The sequence below is a fragment of the uncultured Caulobacter sp. genome (assembly GCF_937900395.1).
Classification (GTDB): Bacteria; Pseudomonadota; Alphaproteobacteria; order Caulobacterales; family Caulobacteraceae; genus Caulobacter.
On the sequence record NZ_CALCDX010000216.1, the window covers coordinates 129425 to 147474 of the forward strand.

Annotated in this window: 16 protein-coding genes and 1 pseudogene; 5 read left to right on the forward strand and 12 right to left on the reverse strand. The window is 66.5% G+C overall.

Going from position 1 to position 18050, the window contains the following annotated elements; translation table 11 throughout:
- Position 1 precedes the first annotated feature (1 nt).
- From Q0379_RS19470 to Q0379_RS19495, 6 genes are all read right to left on the reverse strand, one after another.
- Positions 2-988, reverse strand: a complete 987-nt coding sequence (locus tag Q0379_RS19470; RefSeq protein ID WP_299015553.1) for a dipeptide epimerase — start codon at positions 986-988, stop codon at positions 2-4.
- Positions 988-2013, reverse strand: a complete 1026-nt coding sequence (locus tag Q0379_RS19475; protein ID WP_299015556.1) for a DUF1611 domain-containing protein — start codon at positions 2011-2013, stop codon at positions 988-990. The genes Q0379_RS19470 and Q0379_RS19475 overlap by 1 nt, the downstream gene beginning before the upstream one ends.
- Before the next feature lie 28 nt (positions 2014-2041).
- Entirely contained in the window at positions 2042-2371 is a 330-nt protein-coding gene (locus Q0379_RS19480; protein ID WP_299015559.1) for an Lrp/AsnC ligand binding domain-containing protein, read from the reverse strand.
- A 102-nt stretch (positions 2372-2473) separates the two neighbouring features.
- Entirely contained in the window at positions 2474-2923 is a 450-nt protein-coding gene (locus Q0379_RS19485) for an Lrp/AsnC family transcriptional regulator (RefSeq protein WP_299015562.1), read from the reverse strand.
- A 27-nt stretch (positions 2924-2950) separates the two neighbouring features.
- Entirely contained in the window at positions 2951-3967 is a 1017-nt protein-coding gene (locus Q0379_RS19490; protein WP_299015564.1) for an isoaspartyl peptidase/L-asparaginase family protein, read from the reverse strand.
- Between the two features lie 10 nt (positions 3968-3977).
- Positions 3978-4967, reverse strand: coding sequence for a cyanophycinase (locus Q0379_RS19495; protein WP_299015566.1), 990 nt, complete (start codon positions 4965-4967; stop codon positions 3978-3980).
- Positions 4968-5283: 316 nt separating this feature from the next.
- On the opposite strand from Q0379_RS19495, the gene Q0379_RS19500 reads away from it, so the two are divergent.
- Complete coding sequence (locus Q0379_RS19500) at positions 5284-8097, forward strand: TonB-dependent receptor (RefSeq protein WP_299015567.1); 2814 nt, start codon at positions 5284-5286, stop codon at positions 8095-8097.
- 59 nt (positions 8098-8156) lie between these two features.
- Positions 8157-10076, forward strand: coding sequence for a M61 family peptidase (locus Q0379_RS19505; RefSeq protein ID WP_299015569.1), 1920 nt, complete (start codon positions 8157-8159; stop codon positions 10074-10076).
- 76 nt (positions 10077-10152) lie between these two features.
- On the opposite strand, the gene Q0379_RS19510 is transcribed toward Q0379_RS19505, so the two are convergent.
- From Q0379_RS19510 to Q0379_RS19525, 4 genes are read right to left on the reverse strand one after another with little or no spacing between them, the layout of a single operon-like run.
- Positions 10153-11178, reverse strand: coding sequence for a helix-turn-helix domain-containing protein (locus Q0379_RS19510; protein ID WP_299015570.1), 1026 nt, complete (start codon positions 11176-11178; stop codon positions 10153-10155).
- Between the two features lie 4 nt (positions 11179-11182).
- Positions 11183-12259, reverse strand: coding sequence for an acetamidase/formamidase family protein (locus Q0379_RS19515; RefSeq protein ID WP_299015572.1), 1077 nt, complete (start codon positions 12257-12259; stop codon positions 11183-11185).
- A gap of 13 nt (positions 12260-12272) precedes the next feature.
- Complete coding sequence (gene ygiD, locus Q0379_RS19520) at positions 12273-13073, reverse strand: 4,5-DOPA dioxygenase extradiol (protein WP_299015574.1); 801 nt, start codon at positions 13071-13073, stop codon at positions 12273-12275.
- The gene (locus Q0379_RS19525) at positions 13070-14299 is read right to left on the reverse strand and encodes an SRPBCC family protein (RefSeq protein WP_299015577.1); all 1230 of its coding nucleotides are present in this window, start codon (positions 14297-14299) and stop codon (positions 13070-13072) included. The genes ygiD and Q0379_RS19525 overlap by 4 nt, the downstream gene beginning before the upstream one ends.
- A gap of 269 nt (positions 14300-14568) precedes the next feature.
- Between Q0379_RS19525 and Q0379_RS19530 the strand changes: the two genes are divergently transcribed.
- Genes Q0379_RS19530 through Q0379_RS19540 form a run of 3 tightly spaced genes read left to right on the forward strand, consistent with a single transcriptional unit; the run spans position 14569 to position 16764 of the window.
- Entirely contained in the window at positions 14569-15426 is an 858-nt protein-coding gene (locus Q0379_RS19530) for a TauD/TfdA family dioxygenase (RefSeq protein WP_299015580.1), read from the forward strand.
- Between the two features lie 7 nt (positions 15427-15433).
- Positions 15434-16258: an oxidoreductase gene (locus Q0379_RS19535; protein ID WP_299015583.1), complete on the forward strand. Its 825-nt coding sequence runs from the start codon at positions 15434-15436 to the stop codon at positions 16256-16258.
- Positions 16259-16278: 20 nt separating this feature from the next.
- The gene (locus Q0379_RS19540; RefSeq protein WP_299015586.1) at positions 16279-16764 is read left to right on the forward strand and encodes a VOC family protein; all 486 of its coding nucleotides are present in this window, start codon (positions 16279-16281) and stop codon (positions 16762-16764) included.
- An 82-nt stretch (positions 16765-16846) separates the two neighbouring features.
- Here the strand turns inward: Q0379_RS19540 and Q0379_RS19545 are convergent, their stop codons facing one another.
- Both Q0379_RS19545 and Q0379_RS24315 read right to left on the reverse strand, forming a co-directional pair.
- Positions 16847-17500 carry a TauD/TfdA family dioxygenase gene (locus tag Q0379_RS19545; protein WP_299015589.1) on the reverse strand — a complete coding sequence of 218 codons (654 nt, stop codon included), beginning with the start codon at positions 17498-17500 and terminating at the stop codon, positions 16847-16849.
- 109 nt (positions 17501-17609) lie between these two features.
- Positions 17610-18032: pseudogene (locus Q0379_RS24315) on the reverse strand (hypothetical protein); the annotation flags it as partial.
- Between the last annotated feature and the right edge of the window lie 18 nt (positions 18033-18050).

Consider the following 18050-nt stretch of genomic DNA (forward strand, 5'->3'; position numbering starts at 1 on the left):
CCTAGCCCCAGAGCTCCGGCCCGTTGGGTCTCAACCAGCCGTCCTGGTAGCCGAAGCCGCCATCGACATCGCGGACGAGCTGCATCGGACAATCCAGATCGATGATCTCGCAGCTCTGCGCCAACAGCAGAGCCGGAGCGATGCCGAGCGACGTCCCTTCCATACAGCCGACCATCAGCCGCAGGCCGGCATGGCGCGCCGCGGCGGCGACCGCCAGCGCTTCGGTCAGCCCCCCGGCCTTGTCCAGCTTGATGTTGCAGAAGGCGTAGCGGCCCAGGATCTTGTCGAGGTCCGCGCGATCGTCGAACGACTCGTCGGCGCAAAGCGGCACGGCGCCGCGATACTCGAAAAGTTCGTCATCCCGGCCCACCGGCAGCGGTTGCTCCAGGAGCTCCACGCCCAATTGAGCCATGCGCGGCGCGCGGTCATTGAGCTGCGCGAGCGTCCAGCCCTGGTTGGCGTCGGCGATCAGGCGGGCCGATGGCGCAGCCGCGCGAATGGCCTCGAGACGCGCCATGTCGTCCGCGTCGCCCAGCTTGACCTTCAGCGCGCCGTAGCGGCTCGCCCAGCGGGCGGCCTTGGCCCCCATCGCGGCCGGCGTGTCCATCCCCAGGGTGACAAAGGTCTCGACGGGCGTCAGCGGCGCCAGGCCCGCCTGGACGACGGCGGGGACGCCCGAGCGCTTGGCGTCCAGATCCCAGAGGGCGCAATCGACGGCGTTGCGGGCGCCCCCCGCCGGCAAGAGCGCTTGCAAACGCCCGCGGTCCAGCGCTTCGCCCCGCTCCAGCCGCTCGGCCAGATCCTGCAGCTGCAGAAGCATCCGGTCAGGTATGTCGCCGCGGTAATCGACGCCCGCGGCCTCGCCGCGCCCCACAGCGCCTCCCGCCTCGATCTCGACCTCGACGACGACGGCCTCGGTATAGGCTTTCCGCGCGATGACGAAGGGTTCGGTCAGGGCGTGGACCCGCGACCGCGCGGTCAGCCGCATCAGGCCGCGCCTCGGCGCACGCTATCCTCGACAAGACCATCGACGATGGCCGCAACGCCCGTGCGCACCGGATCGCAGCACGGAACGCCCAGCTCAGCCTTAACATCGCGCAGATAGGCCGCGGCGTCCTCGACGGAGAGCCGCGAGGTGTTCACACAGACCCCGGCGAGGCGCACGGCGGGATTGGTCAGCCTCGCCAGCCGCAGATTCAGCTCCGCCGCCTCGGCCAGGCTGGGCGTCGGGAAGGTTTCCAGCCCGTCGATCGCCGTACGCAACGCATCGTGGCAGAGCACCAGCGCGTCAGGCTGGCTGCCGTGCAGCAGGCCCAGCGTGACGCCGGCGTAGGCGGGATGGAACAACGAGCCCTGCCCCTCGATGACGTCCCAGTGGTTGGGCGCCGCCGCCGGACTTAGCGCCTCGGCCGCCCCGGCCACGAAATCCGAAACGATCGCGTCGATCGGCGCTCCCGAGCCGGCGATGAAGATGCCGGTCTGGCCGGTGGCGCGGAAGTCGGCGTCGACGTCCCGCGCCTTCAGCTCCTTGGTGAGGGCCAGCGCCGCATACATCTTGCCGACGGCGCAATCGGTGCCGACGGTGAGCAGGCGCCGACCGCTACGCTTGGCGCCCTCGCCGACCACGATAAAGCGGGGATCAGCCTCCCGCGCCTCGAACAGCCGACGCCCCAGGCGCTCGGCCGTCTCCCGAACACGCGGCAGGCTAGCGAGACGAGTATGCAGCCCTGAAACCAGGTCCAGGCCCGCTTCCAGAGCCTCGATCAGCACGGCTTCCCAGTGCGGCGGAATGAAGCCGCCGGCATTGGCCACGCCGATCAGCAAGGAGCGCGCGCCGGCGGCCTTCGCCGCGCTGGGGCTCATGTCAGGCAGGCCCAGATCGACCTCGCCGCCGGGCAAGCGCAGTTGGCCGACACAGGCGTCAGGACGCCAATAGGCCACGCCCAAGGCGGTCTTGGCGCTGACGCGATCGACGTCGGCGAGGAACATCAGGCAGGGGTAGGGAATATCCACGACGGCGTCTCTTTCTGGCGAAAGGGCTTCAGGCGGCGAAGGATCGGGCGTCGGCCCGGACCGGAGACAGGATGCGAGAGGTCATGGCCGCGCTGACACCGCGCAGGCGGGTGATCTTGGCAACCAAAGCGTCCAGCGCCTCGGCCTGCGAGGCTTCGACCACCGCCACCAGATCATAGTCGCCCGAAATCTGGTGCAGCGCGGTCAGCCCGGCGAGGTCCGCCAAGTCGCGCTCGACGCTGTCCATGTCCCGACGCGCCAATCGGAGCATGACATGGGCGCGATGCGGAGCCGCGCGTCCCGAGTCTGCCGCGACGCCCAGGAAGCCCGGCCCGGTATGGATCTGCTCAAGCTGCACGGCGTCTCTCCGCTGAACCCGGGCAAGAGGTTATGTCGGAGCGGACCGTAAAAACGGCCGAGTTGGGCGGCGCCAGCGAGAGAAAAGCTCGGCAAAAGGCCCTTAGCGCAGAACCTTCGTCGCCAGCAGGATCGATGACGTCGTCCGCTCGATCCCCTCCAGTTCGCCGATGGCGTCGATCAGGGCGTTGAGTTCGCCGACGGTCTCGGCCTCCACGACCGCGATCAGGTCGTATTCGCCGCTGATTGCGTGCAACGCCGAAAGCCCGGGCATCCGAGCCAAGGCCTCCTCGATCGCCTTCGCGTGTTTCAGCAAGGCCTTGATCATCACCTGGGCGCGGATCAGCCGCCGATCGTAGGCCTCACCCAACCTGACGGTATAGCCGCCGATCACCCCCTCCTCCTCCAGCCGGCTGAGGCGAGCGTAGACATTGGCGCGGGACAGCCCGAGATCGCTGGCCAGCTTGGTCACCGGCTGTCGGGAGTCCTCCCTCAGCAGGGCCAGCAGGCGCCGGTCCAGGTCGTTCAGTCCTCGGTCATCCGATTTCGTCACGCCCGCTCCCCCAGTTGGCGATTCAGATCAACGCGGTGAAGGCTCATCGGCGTAGATCGCCGTGCGCGGCGTGGGGGCCGCGGAGGAAATCGCACCACGATACATGCCAAGATCGTTCATGCCGAACGCCACGCGCCCCTGGCCGTCGATGGCGATCAGTCCGCCGTCGCCGCCGATCTTGGTGATCGAGGCCATGGCCCCGTCGGCCGCCTGCTGGATCGCCTCCCCTTTCCACGCCACGCGATCGCAGACCTGACGCGCGGCGCTTTCCCGGATGAAGTACTCGCCCGAGCCAGTGGCCGAGACCGCACAGACTCCGTCTCGCGCGTAGGTTCCCGCGCCGATGATGGGGCTGTCGCCGATGCGCCCCCAGCGCTTGCCCGTCATGCCGCCGGTCGAGGTCGCGGCGGCGACGTGGCCGGCCTGATCCAGAGCGACCGCGCCGACCGTGCCGAACAGGTGGGTAGGGTCCAACGCGGCGTGATGATCCTTGCGCCAGGCCAGCAACTGCTTCCAGCGCTCCTCGGTATAGAAATACTCGGGCGGCGCCTGTTCCAGACCCATCTCCTTGGAGAACTGGTCAGCGCCTTCGCGGGCCAGCAGCACGTGGGGAGACTTCTCCATGACCGCGCGCGCCAGACTGATCGGATTGCGCGTCCGCGTGGCGCCCGCGACGGCGCCAGCTTTCAAGGTCGCGCCGTCCATGATCGCCGCGTCTAGCTCGTTGCGCCCCTCGGCCGTGAAGACCGCGCCCTTGCCGGCATTGAACAGGGGATTGTCCTCCAGCACCCGGACAGCGGCCTCGACCGCGTCGAGGCTGGAACCGCCCGCCTTCAGAACCTTCGCGCCCGCCTCCAGCGCCGCGTTCAGTCCAGCGCGGTAGGCCTTGTCCTTCTCGGGCGTCAGCTCTCCGCGTTCGAGCACGCCCGCCCCGCCGTGGACCGCCAGGGACCATTGAGACGCCGTCTCAGCCGCCGTCGCGGGCGCGGCCAACAGAAGGGCCGAAAGCGCGACGAGCGCAAAACGACTGAGGGTGTGGGACATCATCTTGATCCTAACGCGCATTGGACTTGTTCTGACGGTCGCTGCGGATCAGCACGCCCTTGTCGACCCTCGCGGTGATGGTGAAATCGGGATTGGTCACCTGGAAAGTCTTGAAGTCGAGGGTGCTTTTCGGCCCGAGCCCCACGATCGGGAACGCGGCATAGGTCAACGGCTGGCCGGCGATGATCGTCGCCGGCTTCTTCATCGGACGCACCAGCCAAGCGTGGCCGGGGCCGTAGTAGCGACCGACCCCCTCGGCGTCGATCAGCATCGCCCCGGCCTCATCGACGCCGAGGCCCGTGATCGTCGTGTCGTTCTCTTCCTGGGCCAGCCGCCCCACGAAAGTGATGAGCCGCCCCTGGCGATCGCGCTTGTCGAAGTGGGTGTCGGTAATGACCTTCGATAGGTACGGCAGGTGCAGGAAATCGCGCACGAGCGTGACGCTGGGCCCCGTCGGGTTCTTCAGCGCGTCGGGCGATGTCAGGCTGATGGAGTCGAGGCAGCCGTAGACATAGCCGCCCAGGACCGCGAGGCCCGCGCTGGTGCCGCCGATCGGCTTGCCCGCCTTGACGTGGGCGTCCAGCGCCTTGTTCAGCGCCGTGCCCTTCCAAGCGCGCACATAATTGCTCTGGTCGCCGCCGCCGAAGAAAATGCCGTCGGCGCGGGCGATGATCGCCAGCAGCTTGGGATCGTCGCCGGCGTCTTCGTTGTGGATCACCAGGGTCTCGACCGAGACCGCGCCGCCGACATCCTTGTAGATCTCGTCCTGCAGTTCGCGGCCGCCGCGGGCGCGCAGCACGACGATGTGGCCGCCGCCCGACTGCTTCACGAAGGTCCGAAACGCTTCGACCGGCCAGTCGCCGCCGCCGAACAGGCCCAGCAAGGGTCCGGTCTTGCCCGGCGTCGGGGCGTTCACATCGCCGATCGCATAATATTCGTAGCCAGGCCCAACGGCGTCGGGCCCCGCCGCCGTCTCCGCCCGCGCGACGCTAGCGCTCATCAGTAGCGCGGCCAACGCCACGGCGGACGCAAATCGAACCATCGGGCTTCCTCCATTCATGCGGAGCCTAGTCGCCGGACGACTTTTAACGAGGCGCCAGAACGCGCTCCGCGGCCAAGAAAGTCATATCGCCCAGCATCGAGGCGCGACTTTCAAATTGCTGCACGCTGAACGCAATCTGTCCATAAATTTTGACAATCTGTCATTTCCAGCTTCCAATCTGGAAAAGCCGCGATCCAAATGAGCTCAATCTCGAACAATGCCGAGGTTGCGAGCGCCCAGGACAGGATCGTCGGCGCGAACAGAGGGGGATACGATGAAGGTTCATCTTCTTCGGGCCAGCGCGCTGGCCGGCGCGACAGGTCTTCTGATTGTCGGCCCAGCGGCCGCGCAGACGACGCAGGCCCCGGGCGCCAACGACGACGCGGTCGAGGCGCTGGTGATCACGGGCTCCCGCATTCCCCGCGCGGCAACCGAAGGCCCTGCTCCCGTCACGGTCGTCACCAGCGAGAGCATCAGGGCTTCCGGCTTCAACAGCGTCCCGGACGTCATGCGCTCGCTGACCCAGAACGGCGGCGAGACTCAGACCCAGCAATCGTCCAGCGGCATGGACTGGACCCCTGGCGCCCAGCAGGTCGACCTCCGAGGCCTAGGCCCTAACCACACGCTGGTGCTGGTGAACGGCCGCCGCATCGCCGACTTCCCCCTGCCCTACAACGGCAAGAGCGCCTTCACGGACACCTCGTCGATCCCGCTGGGCATGATCGACCGGATCGAGGTGCTGAGCGGCAGCGCGTCGGCCGTCTATGGTTCGGACGCCATTTCTGGGGTCGTGAACTTCAACCTCAAGAAAAAGGTCGATGGGACAACGGTCGACCTGACCATCGGCGGATACGAGCATGGCGGCGGAGCCAGCCAACGCTTGAACGTCTCCAGCGGCTATTCGAAAGGCGACTTCGACCTGGTGATTGGCGGCGAGTTCGTCAATCAGCGCCCGATCTGGGCGTATGACCGGGACATTCAGGACAGCACCAAGGATAGCCCCAGCGCCCGCACCGCCATCGCGCGCCGCGATTTCCTGCGGATGGATCCATCGGAGGACATCTATGTCGATCCAGGCGCGAACACCTGTAAGGCGCTCTCGAAGCTAAACGGCGGCTCCATCGAGTACGCCAGCCGCCCTGGCTGGGGCGCCTATGACGCGGACCTGGACGACTATGGTCCCGGCTACTACTGCGGCAGCTACAGCTCGATCGGCTACGGCACGATCGTCAGCGAGCGCAAGAGCGCCAATGTTGTCGCTTCGCTGAACTACGCGCCCCGCGACACCCTCTCGTTCTTTGCCGACATCTCCGCTGGCTATAGCCGCACGCGGCAATTCCAGGACGTGCTGAACTGGGAGTATCAGGACGCCAACGGCAGTGAGGACGGGATCTTCTATAACCAGTTCACTGGCGCGCTTGATCTCTGGCACCGCAACTTTACGCCTGAGGAAATGGGCGGGCTGAGCAAGGGCTTCATCAAGAACGTCTCCAAGACCTTCAGCATCACGCCGGGCGTGAAGGGTTCGCTGGGCGACGGCTGGGACTACGAAGCCTTCTACAACTTCAGCCAATACCGTTCGTCGATCAGCTGGCCCAAGGTCGTCACGTCAAAGGCCACCGCGCTCTTCCTGGGAACGCAACTGGGCGTCGACGCCGACAGCGGTTATCCGATCTTCAACGCCGATCCGGCGCGTCTCTACAAGCCCCTGACCACCGCCGAGTTCGACTCGATTACCGCGCGCACGACCTACAAGCCCGTCGCACGGCAGCAAGGCGTCTCGTTCCAAGTCAACCAGGCTGAACTCTTCCGCCTGCCCGCGGGCCCGGTCGGCTTCGCCGCGGTCGCCGAATATGGCCACCAGTCCTACAAGCTGGGCCTCGACCCGCTGGCGACCGTGAACTACTACTATGGCTTGCGGGACGCCGATGGTTCGGGCTCTCGCGACCACTGGGGCGCCGGCTACGAGTTCCGCGCCCCACTGCTGAGCAGCGTCGAGCTGTCCACCGCCGGCCGCTACGACAGCTACAAGTACGGCGGCAATACGATCGACAAGTTTACCTACAACGGCGGCCTCGAATGGCGGCCGGTGAAGACATTGCTGCTGCGGGCCGCCTATGGAACCGGTTTCCGCGCTCCGGACCTGCACTATGTGTTCGCCAAGGAAGGCATCAGCCACCCCTCGGGCACGGACTACTACCGCTGCCGCACCGAAGAGCCGGGCGAAGATATCGGCGACTGCAGCTATGCCGACGAAGGTTTGGTCAAGGTCCGGTTGGGCAACGCCAAGCTGAAGCCCGAGACCTCCAAGTCGTTCAATTACGGCGCGGTCTGGTCCCCTGTCCGTAACTTCGACATCTCCGTGGACTATTTCCGCGTCCAGCTGGACAACGCGGTGCTGGACATGAGCCTGGACAGCGTCCTGCGCCAGGAAGCCGATTGCCGGATCGGCAAGACCTCGGCGGGCACGGCCGTCAACATCGCCTCGCCGACCTGCGTCGACGCTTTGGCGCGCGTGAAGCGCAATCCGCTGACGGCCGCGATCAATCCGGGCGCGATCAGCAGCGTCACGATCAATCCGATCAACGTGGCCACCGAGCGCACCACCGGCATCGATGTCGCCGCCCACTATCGTTGGCCGACCAGCGCGCTGGGGGTGTTCGACTTCAGCGTCGCCCACACCTGGGTGCACAATCACACCAGCCGCCAGTATCCGGGCGATCCCATCGAGAACCAGCTGGCCTTCGACAGCGGCTATGTCATCCCGCGCACCAAGACGAGCGCGTCGGTCAACTGGAGGCTCGACGGCCTCAGCGTCGGCCTTCACGGCCAGCGCCTGGATCGAATCCCCAACTACAACGAGGATGGCTGGACCAAGGCGACCTACATGCTCAACGGCACGGTCCAGTACGAGATCAACGACCGCACCCGTTTGAGCCTCGCCGTGGACAACCTCCTCGACAAGGATCCGCCGCGCGACCCCACCTATTCGGGCTATCCGTACTATGACACCTCGTGGTTCTCGGCGACTGGCCGCAGCTACTATCTGCAGCTGACCCACAAGTTCGGCGGCTCCAGCGGTCTGTGAGGCAAGATCCGGAGCGGTCGGATTGACGGCCGCTCCGCCCCTTTGCGCGGGAGATCCGCATGACGCCGAAGCTCCTTTTGGTCGTGGGCCTGGCCTTGTCTGCGTCCATGGCGCTGGCCGAGCCGAAGCCCGCACCGGCCACACCGCCGATTCCCGTGGCGAAGGCCATCGACTATCCCGGCGTCATCGATCTGAAGGTCGACGTCAGCGACACGACGCGGAAGGTTTTCCGGGTCACCGAAACCATCCCCGTCGCACCGGGTCCGATGGTGCTCTCGCTGCCAAAATGGATTCCGGGCGAGCATTCGCCCAGCGCCCAGATCGTGCTGATGAGCGGCTTCACGATCACGGCCGACGATGGCCGCCGCCTGGAATGGCGACGCGATCCGGTCGAGATGACCGCCTTTCACGTCGACGTTCCGGCGGGCGTCCGAGCGCTGACCGTCCGACTAGAGCAGCCCACGGCCCAGCCTGGCGGCCCGGTGCGGATCGCCGTCACGCCGAATCTGGTGCTGTTGAAGTGGACCGCCGTCGCTCTCTATCCGGCCGGCCATGAGGTGAGCCGCATCCGTGTCCGACCAAGCCTGACGATCCCCCAAGGCTGGAGCTTGGCCGCCGCGCTGGATGGCCCCGTGACGACCGGGACCACGACGCGCTTTTCCGAGACCAGCTTCGAAACCTTGATGGACTCTCCGGTGTACGCCGGTCGCCATAAGGCCAGCTTCGACCTCGATCCCGGATCGCCGAGACCCGTCCGCCTGAACGTGTTCGCCGACGCGCCCAAGGACCTGAAAGCGACCCCCGCCCAGATCGAGGTCCATCGACGGCTCGTCCGGCAGGCCGACAAGCTGTTCGGCGGCGCGCGGAACTTCGATCACTACGATTTCCTGCTGAGCCTTAACCCGGCGGTCGGCTATCTCGGCGCCGAGCATCAAAGATCCAGCGAGAACGGCTACAACTCGCCGGGCTACTTCACGGCTTGGGACAGCGCATTCAGCGGTCGTGACATCCTGGCCCACGAATATGTCCACGCCTGGAATGGCAAGCACCGGCGTCCGGCCGATCTCTGGACGCCTGACTACACGACGCCGATGCGCAACAGCCTGCTCTGGGTCTATGAGGGTCTGACCGAATACTATGGCGACACGCTGGCGACGCGATCGGGTCTCTATTCGCCTGAGCAGATGCGCCAGCGCCTGGCGCTGATCGCCGCCAACGCCCAAGCTACGCCAGGACGCAGCTGGCGCAGCCTGAGGGACACGACCAACGCCTACATCATGAACTCCGCCGGCGGCACGGGCTCCACCAGTTGGCTGCGGTCGCTCGACTACTACGAAGAAGGCCAGTTGCTCTGGCTGGACATCGACACCCTCATCCGTGAACGCACGAACGGCACGCGGTCGCTGGACGATTTCGCCCGCGCCTTTTTCGGCGTGGACGACGGGGAGATGAGCGTTTCGACCTATGTCTTCGAGGATGTCGTCGCCGCCCTGAACGCGGTCGCGCCCTACGACTGGGCCAGCTTTCTAGACGCCCGCCTCGACGCTCATGATCGCGCGCCGCTCGACGGCCTGATCCGTTCGGGCTGGGGTCTTGTGTTCGAGCCGCGCCCCTCCGCCTACGTCGCCGCCTATGAGAGGGACGCCGAGGCCAGCCTGCTGACCTTCTCGCTGGGCGCGGAGATCGGCTGGGATGGCGCGGTCAAGGAGGCGCTTTGGGGTGGACCGCTCTTCAAGGCCGGCGTCATCGCCGGCTCCCAGATCGTCAAGGTGGCCGGAAAGCCCTATTCCGCCGAGGCCTTGAAGAGAGCGATCGTCGCCGCCGCGAAGCCAGGCGCTGCGCCCATATCGCTGAGCGTCAAGGCCGACGACCGCGTTCGCCTGGTTCGGGTTCCCTACCACCTTGGTCCGAGGTATCCGGCCTTGAGACGCCTCGAGAACGCCCCCGACCGACTGGGCCAGATCCTCTCGCCGCGATAGACGGCTCGCCGCATCGGCGAAGCCGCCGATTTGATCCGGGTTACTGACCTCCGCCAGCGCGGCCGGGCCGCTCACGCTAAGCGTTCAGTGAGCTCATGCTGGGAACCCCAGGCGCCGGCTTTAGCGCCAGAGCGGGTTTAAAATCTCGGGACATCTCGGCTTCGCAGGCGTTCCTGAATTCACGCGGCGATCGCCCGTACTGTTCACGGAACGCTCTGCTAAAATGCGCCGAGCCGTTGAACCCCCAGCGGAAACAAATCTCCGAGATTGATAGCCGAGCGTGCTGCGGACTGGCCAGGTCGATCCGACAGCGCTCCAGGCGACGCGAGCGCAAATAGTGGCTGAAGGTCTCGTTCGCTGAAGCAAACAGCTTCTGCACGTAGCGCGGCGAGACGCCCTCCTCGTCCGCCACGCGACGGAGCGACAAGTCCGGATCCGGCAGCAGGGTCTCAATGGTCTGGCAGAGGCGCTGCAGATGCGCGGTCGGGGTCGAGAGATCCAGAGCGTCAGACGTGGCCGCGCCCCGTTCCAGCAGGCACTGAGCCAAGAATTCCGTCAAAGCCAGGTCGACCGGCCGCAACTGATCGACCGACAAGTTCTCCAACTCCTCGGCCGTGCCCCGCAACAGGTCGGACAGGATGCGGGGCACGCCCTTGGATCCCTCCAGCCAGCCCACCCGCAGGTTGAAAGGCTTGATCAGGCGGTGATCCAGGGCCACGCGAGGCGCGCGGACGAAGAGCAGCCGCGAACGGGTGTCGAGGCGAAGAGCCGCCGCCTGCCCCGTAGGGCCGAAGGCGATGTCGCCGGTGGACACGCCCACCGCCAGATCGTCGGTCACCAGGGTGGCTTCGCCGTGCAGCAACACCGCCAGCCACACGGCGGCGGGCTGCCCCGACAGTCGGCCCGAAATCGTCTGAGCGCCGGCTTCGACCAGGGCGAACTCGATGCCCAGGGGCGAGGTCAGGCAGATCACCGAGGCCGCGGCCGGCTCGCCGGCCGACAGCCCCTCGATCGGCAGGCCGAGACGTCCCATCGCGTCGCGCCAAGCCTCGGCCCGTTCGCCGCGCGGGTGGCTTTCGGTGCTGAACGACCAAGCCTTCATCGACCTATTCCTTGAGCTTGGGGAAGATGTCGCGGGGAATCCGGACGTGGCAGCCCTGGGTGCCGTCGACGACCTGCGTGACGCCGAAATCCGCCGCCACGCTCATCAGCGAATAGGCGTCATTCTTCGACAGTCCGACCTGGTCGCTGAGCAGGCTCAGCATCTTGGTCGAGGCGTCGCGCATGGCGAGGTTCAGGTCTTCATTGAAGCCATGAACAATCCACCACTTTGGCGTTTCCAGCAGAGGGCCGGGGGTCTGGATATCCTTGCGCAGGACGATCTGCATCAAGACGTTCAACGAGCTCTCGATGGCCGTGCCCGACAGCTCGCCGTCGCCCTGACTGACGTGGGGGTCGCCGATCGAGAACAGCCCCCCCTCGACCTGCACGGTGTAGTACATCGTCGCCCCGGCCCCGATGCGCCAGTTGTCGATGTTGCCGCCGTGCTCACCCGGTGGAATGGTGCTAACGCGACCGTCGACCGCCGGGGCGACACCGGCCGTCCCCAGGTGCGGCCGAGCGGGAATACGCACACCCTTGAGGGCCGGCTGCCGGTCGCATTCGGGGCAATGGGTGATCGTACCCGGGATCAGATACTTACCCTCGAAGTCGTAGGCGTAGAGCGCGCTGGCGGTGTTGGTGTTCGGATCCAGTTCGTAGATCGTCACCCGCTCCTTCTCGCCGAACTCCTTGTAGAGATAGCCCCAGTTGGCCGCGAGGTTGGAGCCGTAGTTGTTCCGCGGGACCATGCGCAGGTAGCGGACTTCCAGCACGTCGCCGGGCTTGGCGTCCTCGACATAGATCGGCCCGGTCATGATGTGGACGCCGGGATTGCGGTCGTTCTCCGGGACCTCCTTGAAGATCCGGGTCACGCCGTCGTCCATCATCAAGTCCGGAGCGTCTCCAGCGTGGTGGGTGATGGCCTCGGCGCGGACGAGGTCGCCGCTCTTGATCCGCAAGGCCGGCTTGATCGATGGATCGAAGTAGCCCCAGTGGATCGTCTCCGGGGTGGCGGGCAGGCAGTGCAGCGCGCCAGGGACGATGTCGGCGCGGGTCTGGCCAGGTTCGCAGATGAAGGGCATCGGGATCTCCGGGTCAGGCGCTGGCGGCCACGGGCGCGAGCGTGACCGAGGTCATGCTCAGCGAGCCGTGCTCGATGTGGTCGGGCGCGAAGGTGGGCGCGTCGCCAGGCAGGCGCGCGCCCAGCACGTAGAGGAGCGGCCAGTAATGGTCCGGCGTGGGGACCGAGCGCCGCGCGTCCTGGCCCTGGCTCTCGAAGTCGATGGCGCGCTGCGGCGCGTCCTCGACGATCGCAGTCTTGATGTAGTCGTTGAAGCGCTTGGACCAGTCGTAGGGCGCGCAGTCGCGGTCGCCCCAGTCCATGGCCGGCAGGTTGTGGACGATGTTGCCAGTGCCGACGATCAGCACGCCCTCGTCGCGCAGCGGCGCAAGGCGCTGGCCGATCTCGAAGTGCCAGGCCGGGGGCTTGGTGGCGTCCATGCTGAGCTGGACGACCGGAACGTCCGCGTCCGGGAAGGCCTTGCACAGCACCGACCAGGTTCCGTGATCCAGGCCCCAGCCCTGCTCGTCTAGAGCCACGGGCGTCGGCGAAAGGACATCGCGCACGCGCGCCGCCAGTTCAGGCGAGCCCGGAGCCGGATACTGCTTGTCGAACAAGGCTTTCGGGAAGGAAGCTCCGAAGTCGTGGATGGTCCTCGGCCGGGTCATCGCCGTGACGGCGATCCCGCGCGTCAGCCAGTGCGCGGAGACGCAGAGAATGGCCTTAGGCTTGCCGACGGCCTCGCCCATGCCCTTCCAGGCTCGCGTGGTGTCGTTGGTCTCGAGCGCGATCATCGGGCTGCCGTGACCGAAGAAGATGACGGGCAGCCGGCTCATGCGGCGGCATCCTCGTTGGCGGGCGACGGCGCGCCGCCCCCCTTCATCCGCGCCCAGGCCTGCTGATAGCGAGGGGTCAGCCAGCGATTGAACTGGACCTGGGCTCCCTCCTGCCAGGAGTAACGACCCCGGATGGCGAAGCGCGACCGCAGCCCTTGCTGCACCAGTTCATCGACATGCATGTCTTGAGCGATGATCTTGCCGGCCGAGGTCATGATCATCTCGAGGCGCTCCTCGAAGCCGGCGCTCTCGGGCGCGCCCGGAGCGACCAGCACGCCGGTGTCCTGCTCCATCGTCTCGGGACCCGTGGGCCGGAGGATCAGGTAGATGACCATGTCGCTGGTCATCACCAGGGACAGCGTCGGCGGAATGTTGGCGAAGGTCGCGCGGTTGCGGTCCTCGTCCGTCAGCTCCGGAAAGATCGGAAGCACCGCCTTCTGGGTCGGATTGAAGCTGGCGTCGGCGTGGAGCGTGCCGTTGTAGCGCAGGAAGCCCGCATCGCCCTCGCCCGCCTCCGGAAAGCTGCACAGCTCGCTGGGAATGAAATCGTGCAGCGGCCCGCGATGCAGCTTGCTGGCGTGGTAGCCGTCGTTGTTGTTCTCGAACATCACCTTCCAGTTCCAGGCGAACTGGCCGGTCATGGGCGGCGACAGGCCGTCAGCGTTCGAAAGGTCGTAGCTCTGGACCGCCGCCTCCACAGCGGACAGGCGGGGCGCCAGAGGCGGCGCCTCGGCGTCGAAGTTGATGAAGATGAAGCCCAGCCAGATCTCGACCTTGAAGGTCGGAAGCTTGATCGCCTTCTTGTCAAAATCGCAGGTGCGCTCCATGGCCGGCGCGTTCACCAGGTCGCCGTTCAGCGAATAAACCCAGTGATGGTAGGGGCAGACGAAGCCCCGCGTATTGCCCCGGCCCTCGGCCACGAGCATGGCGCGATGTTGGCAGACCGCTGACATCGCCTTGATCTCGTTGTCGCGATTGCGCGTGACGATGATCGGCTCGCCGATGATGCGTGTGGTGAAGTAGTCGCCCGGCTCCTTGACCCAGTCGACGCGCCCCACGCAGAGCCATTCGTGGTTGAACAGCGCCTCCTTCTCGAACTCGTAGAAGTCCGGGTCGGTATAGCAGGCGGGCGGCAGGGTCTCGGCGGTCTCCACGCCCTGCATCGAGCGCGAGAGCCCGTCGAAGAAGGCGTCGCTGAAGAGTCCGTTCGGCGGGCGCAGGCTCATCGTGAAGCGCTCTGGAATGGCGGATGTCGACCGTCACGCTAGAACCGCATCCTGGCGAGGTCTTGCCTCAGCGCGCACGAAGACTTGGTCATCGAACCTCGACCGTCCCGCCAACGCCGCCTTTGCGGGCGATGGGCGCCCGAGGCCGCCCCGCGGCGCCCAAGCCGCAGTCATCCACACGGACCACCGGAAAGCCATGAGGCGCGATGGAGCAAGACCGGCGGCTCACGGCCGCATAGGCTCGCCTCGAATTCTAGCCGAGGGACGCCATGACGCTCGCCGCCGACATCGCCATCAAGGACCTGAAGGCCGGCTTTGGGGCCGAGATTTCGGGGCTCGACCTAGCCTCGGCCTCCGACGCGGTCCTGGACCAGGTCGTCGACACCTTCCACCGTCACGGCGCGATCGCCGTCCGGGACCAGAAGATGACTCCCGACGATCTCATGCGCTTCATCGGCCGGTTCGGCGAGCCCGAGGATCACACCCAGACCCGCTTCACGCTGCCCGGTTATCCGAAGATCTTTATCCTCTCGAACCGGGTGGTGGACGGCAAGCCGGTCGGCGCGCACAACGACGGCGTCGGTTGGCACACCGATTACAGCTACAAGCCCGAGCCGGTCATGCTGACCATGCTCTATGCGGTGGAGGTGCCGGATGAGGGCTCAGACACCCTGCTGGCCGACGGCTGCGCCGCTTGGAACGCCCTGCCCGCCGAAAAGCAGGCGCTGCTGGAAGGCCTGAAGCTGCACCATAGCTACAAGCATTTCATGGCGACGCGAGCCTTCGGCGAACAGCAGATGCTCTCGCCCGAAATGGAAGCGGCCAATCCCGACGTCGAGCACCCGTTGATCCGCACGCATCCGGCGGACGGCCGCAAGGCGCTGTGGCCTTCTACGGGGACCGTTACTGAAGTTATCGGCATGCCCGGTCCCGCGGGTCTGGCGCTGCTGGACGAGCTGGTCGAATTCATGACTCAGGAGCAGTTCGTCTATCGCCACAAGTGGCGGGTCGGCGACCTCCTGATGTGGGACAACCGCTGCACCCTGCACACCGGCACGCTGTACGACGACACCAAGTACTTCCGGACCATGCATCGGCTCTGGGTCAGGGGCGACAAGCCGTACTGAGCGCCCCATGTCCAAGACCTGGTTCATCACCGGCGTATCGGGCGGCCTGGGTCGCGAGATCGCCCTGGCCGCGATCGCCCGGGGCGACCTGGCGATCGGAACGGTGCGCAAGCCCGAGGCGGCAGCCGCCTTCGCGGCCGTTGGCGGCTATCCCCTGATCCTCGACGTCACCGACACGGCCGCCGTGAACGCGGCGGTGGCCGAGGCAGAGCGGGTGACGGGCAGGATCGACGTCCTGGTCAACAACGCCGGCTACGGTCTGGTGGGCGCGGTCGAGGAGGCCTCGCTCGACGAGGTTCGGGCCCAGTTCGAGACCAACGTCTTCGCGCCCCTGGCGATCCTGAAGGCCGCCCTGCCCGCCATGCGGGCCCGCCGCGACGGCCGGATCATCAACATCACCTCGGTCTCGGGCCTGGCGGTCTGGGTCGGCACCGGCGTCTATTGCGCCAGCAAGTGGGCGCTGGAGGCCTTGACCCAGAGCCTGGCCCAGGAAGTGGCCGAGCTGGGGATCAAGGTGGTCAATGTCGCGCCAGGCGGCCTCAGAACCGGCTTCGCCGCCGGCTCGAAGGCGATCGTCGCCGCCAAGATGCCGGACTATGACGGGCTGGCGCGCGACGCCGAGCGGATCATGGCCGACCACGCCGGCCACGAGCCGGGCGATCCGGCCAAGGCGGCCCAGGCCATCCTGGCGATCGCCGACGTCCCCGATCCGCCGATGCACCTGCTGCTGGGCGAGGACGCTCTCAAATACGCCGGCTACGCCGCCCAGGGCCTGACCGCCGATATCGAGACCTGGAAGGCGCTCAGCCTCTCCATCGGCTTCAAGGATTAACCCGAAACGCGAGCTTTTCAGTGACCAACACCCTCATCTTCGTCGACCTGGCCTCCGACGACCCGTCCGCCGCCGGCGACTTCTACGCTCAGGTGTTCGGCTGGCAGAACGACGCCCGCCCCGAAGGCGTCTACCACCGCATGGTGCCGGGCGGCTTCTTCAAGAAGCCCGACGGAACCGACAGCGAGATCGGCAACCTGCACCTTGGCATCTTCAGGGCGGCCAACGCCCGCCCCCATCCGGAGCCGGAAGGAGTCGAGCCGCGGACGCTAAGCACCGAGGGGCGCAAGCCACGCGTCTGGGTGCTGATCGGCGATGACGACAGCGCCGAGCGCATCCTGGGGACGGCCGAAAGCCTGGGCGCCGCGATCCTGTGGCGGAACCACTACTGGAAGGAATTCAACGGTTACAACCACGCCTTCCGCGACCCGTGGGGCAACGAGATCGTGCTGTGGGGTAAGGCCGGGCCGGATCCCCAGATCCCGGCGGACTTCAGCCGCGAATAGCAAGACGCCGCGTCGGGGCGCGGCGTTTCACCAAACAGCCAGCGCCGCCGTTTCTCACGGCGGCGCTTTTCGCGTGGGCGCGTCAGAACGGCTTATCGCCAGCGACCGTTACACGGAAGCCCGTGCGGGTGTCGGGGAAGTAGTCCCAAATCGCCTGATGCCAGGTGCAGCGGTTGTCCCAGAGCGCCACCGAGTTCGGCCGCCAGCGGAAGCGCACCTGGAAGTCGGGATTGCTGGCGTGCTGATAGAGATAGCCCAGGATCGCCGCGCTCTCGGCCTTGGGCAGGCCGACGATATGCGTCGTGTAGGACGGGTTGACGAACAGGCTCTTGCGACCCGTGACCGGATGGGTCCGCACGATCGGGTGGGTCGAGCAGTTATACTTGCGGTCGATATCCGGAAAGATCGCCTTGTAGACGGGATTGGCGTCGTGCACCGCCGACAGCCCCTCCAGATAGGCTTTCATCTTGTCCGACAGGGTCTCATAGGCCCAGTACATGCTGGCGAAGCAGGTGTCGCCGCCGTCGTCCGGGAGGACCTTCATGTAGAGGATGCTGCCCAGGGGCGGCTCGGGGTCGCAGGTGAGGTCCGAGTGCCAATTCTCGCCCGCCACGAACTTGGAGTTGGCGTCGGCGTGGATGGCGACGACGGCGGTCGCCGAGCCGAAGGCGGCGTCGACCGGACGAGCGATGTCGCCCCAACGGACCAGGAACGTCTCGACCTTGGTGATCCTCATGATGGCCTCGCAGGGGCGGCATGCCCACACCCCAACGATAGCCGTTCCAGGCGCCGCGCACGACGAGGACGTTGTGCACCTGCGCCTGCGCGCTGAAGGGCCCGAAGGCGGTGATCTTGTTCGTGCGCTTCGGTCGCCCGTAGACCGCGAAGCCCTTCTCGCCGAGGAACACCGCGTAGCTGAAGATCTGGTCTTTGCCCGCCTGTCCTGGATCCTGTTCGACGACGATCGGGACGTCGGCGCCGTCGAAGTTCGCCGTGTGCTCGACGGCGGCTCGCACCTCGCCGGGAGTGCCGACGAGCCTGACGACGTGCTCGACGACGAACACGCCGTCCTCGGTGACGGACATCCGAACGCCCACGGCCCAATCGCCGCCGGCTGCGAGATCCCAATACCGAACGCGCCACCGGACGTTGACCGGGACGGCATCGACGAGGCGAACCCAGAGGCGCTTGAAGTAGAGCCCCGCGGCGGGCTTGACCGACCAGTCGCCGTGGAGGAGCTGAGCGCGGCGCACCGGGTCGAGCGCCATGAGCTCGGCGCGGTACCG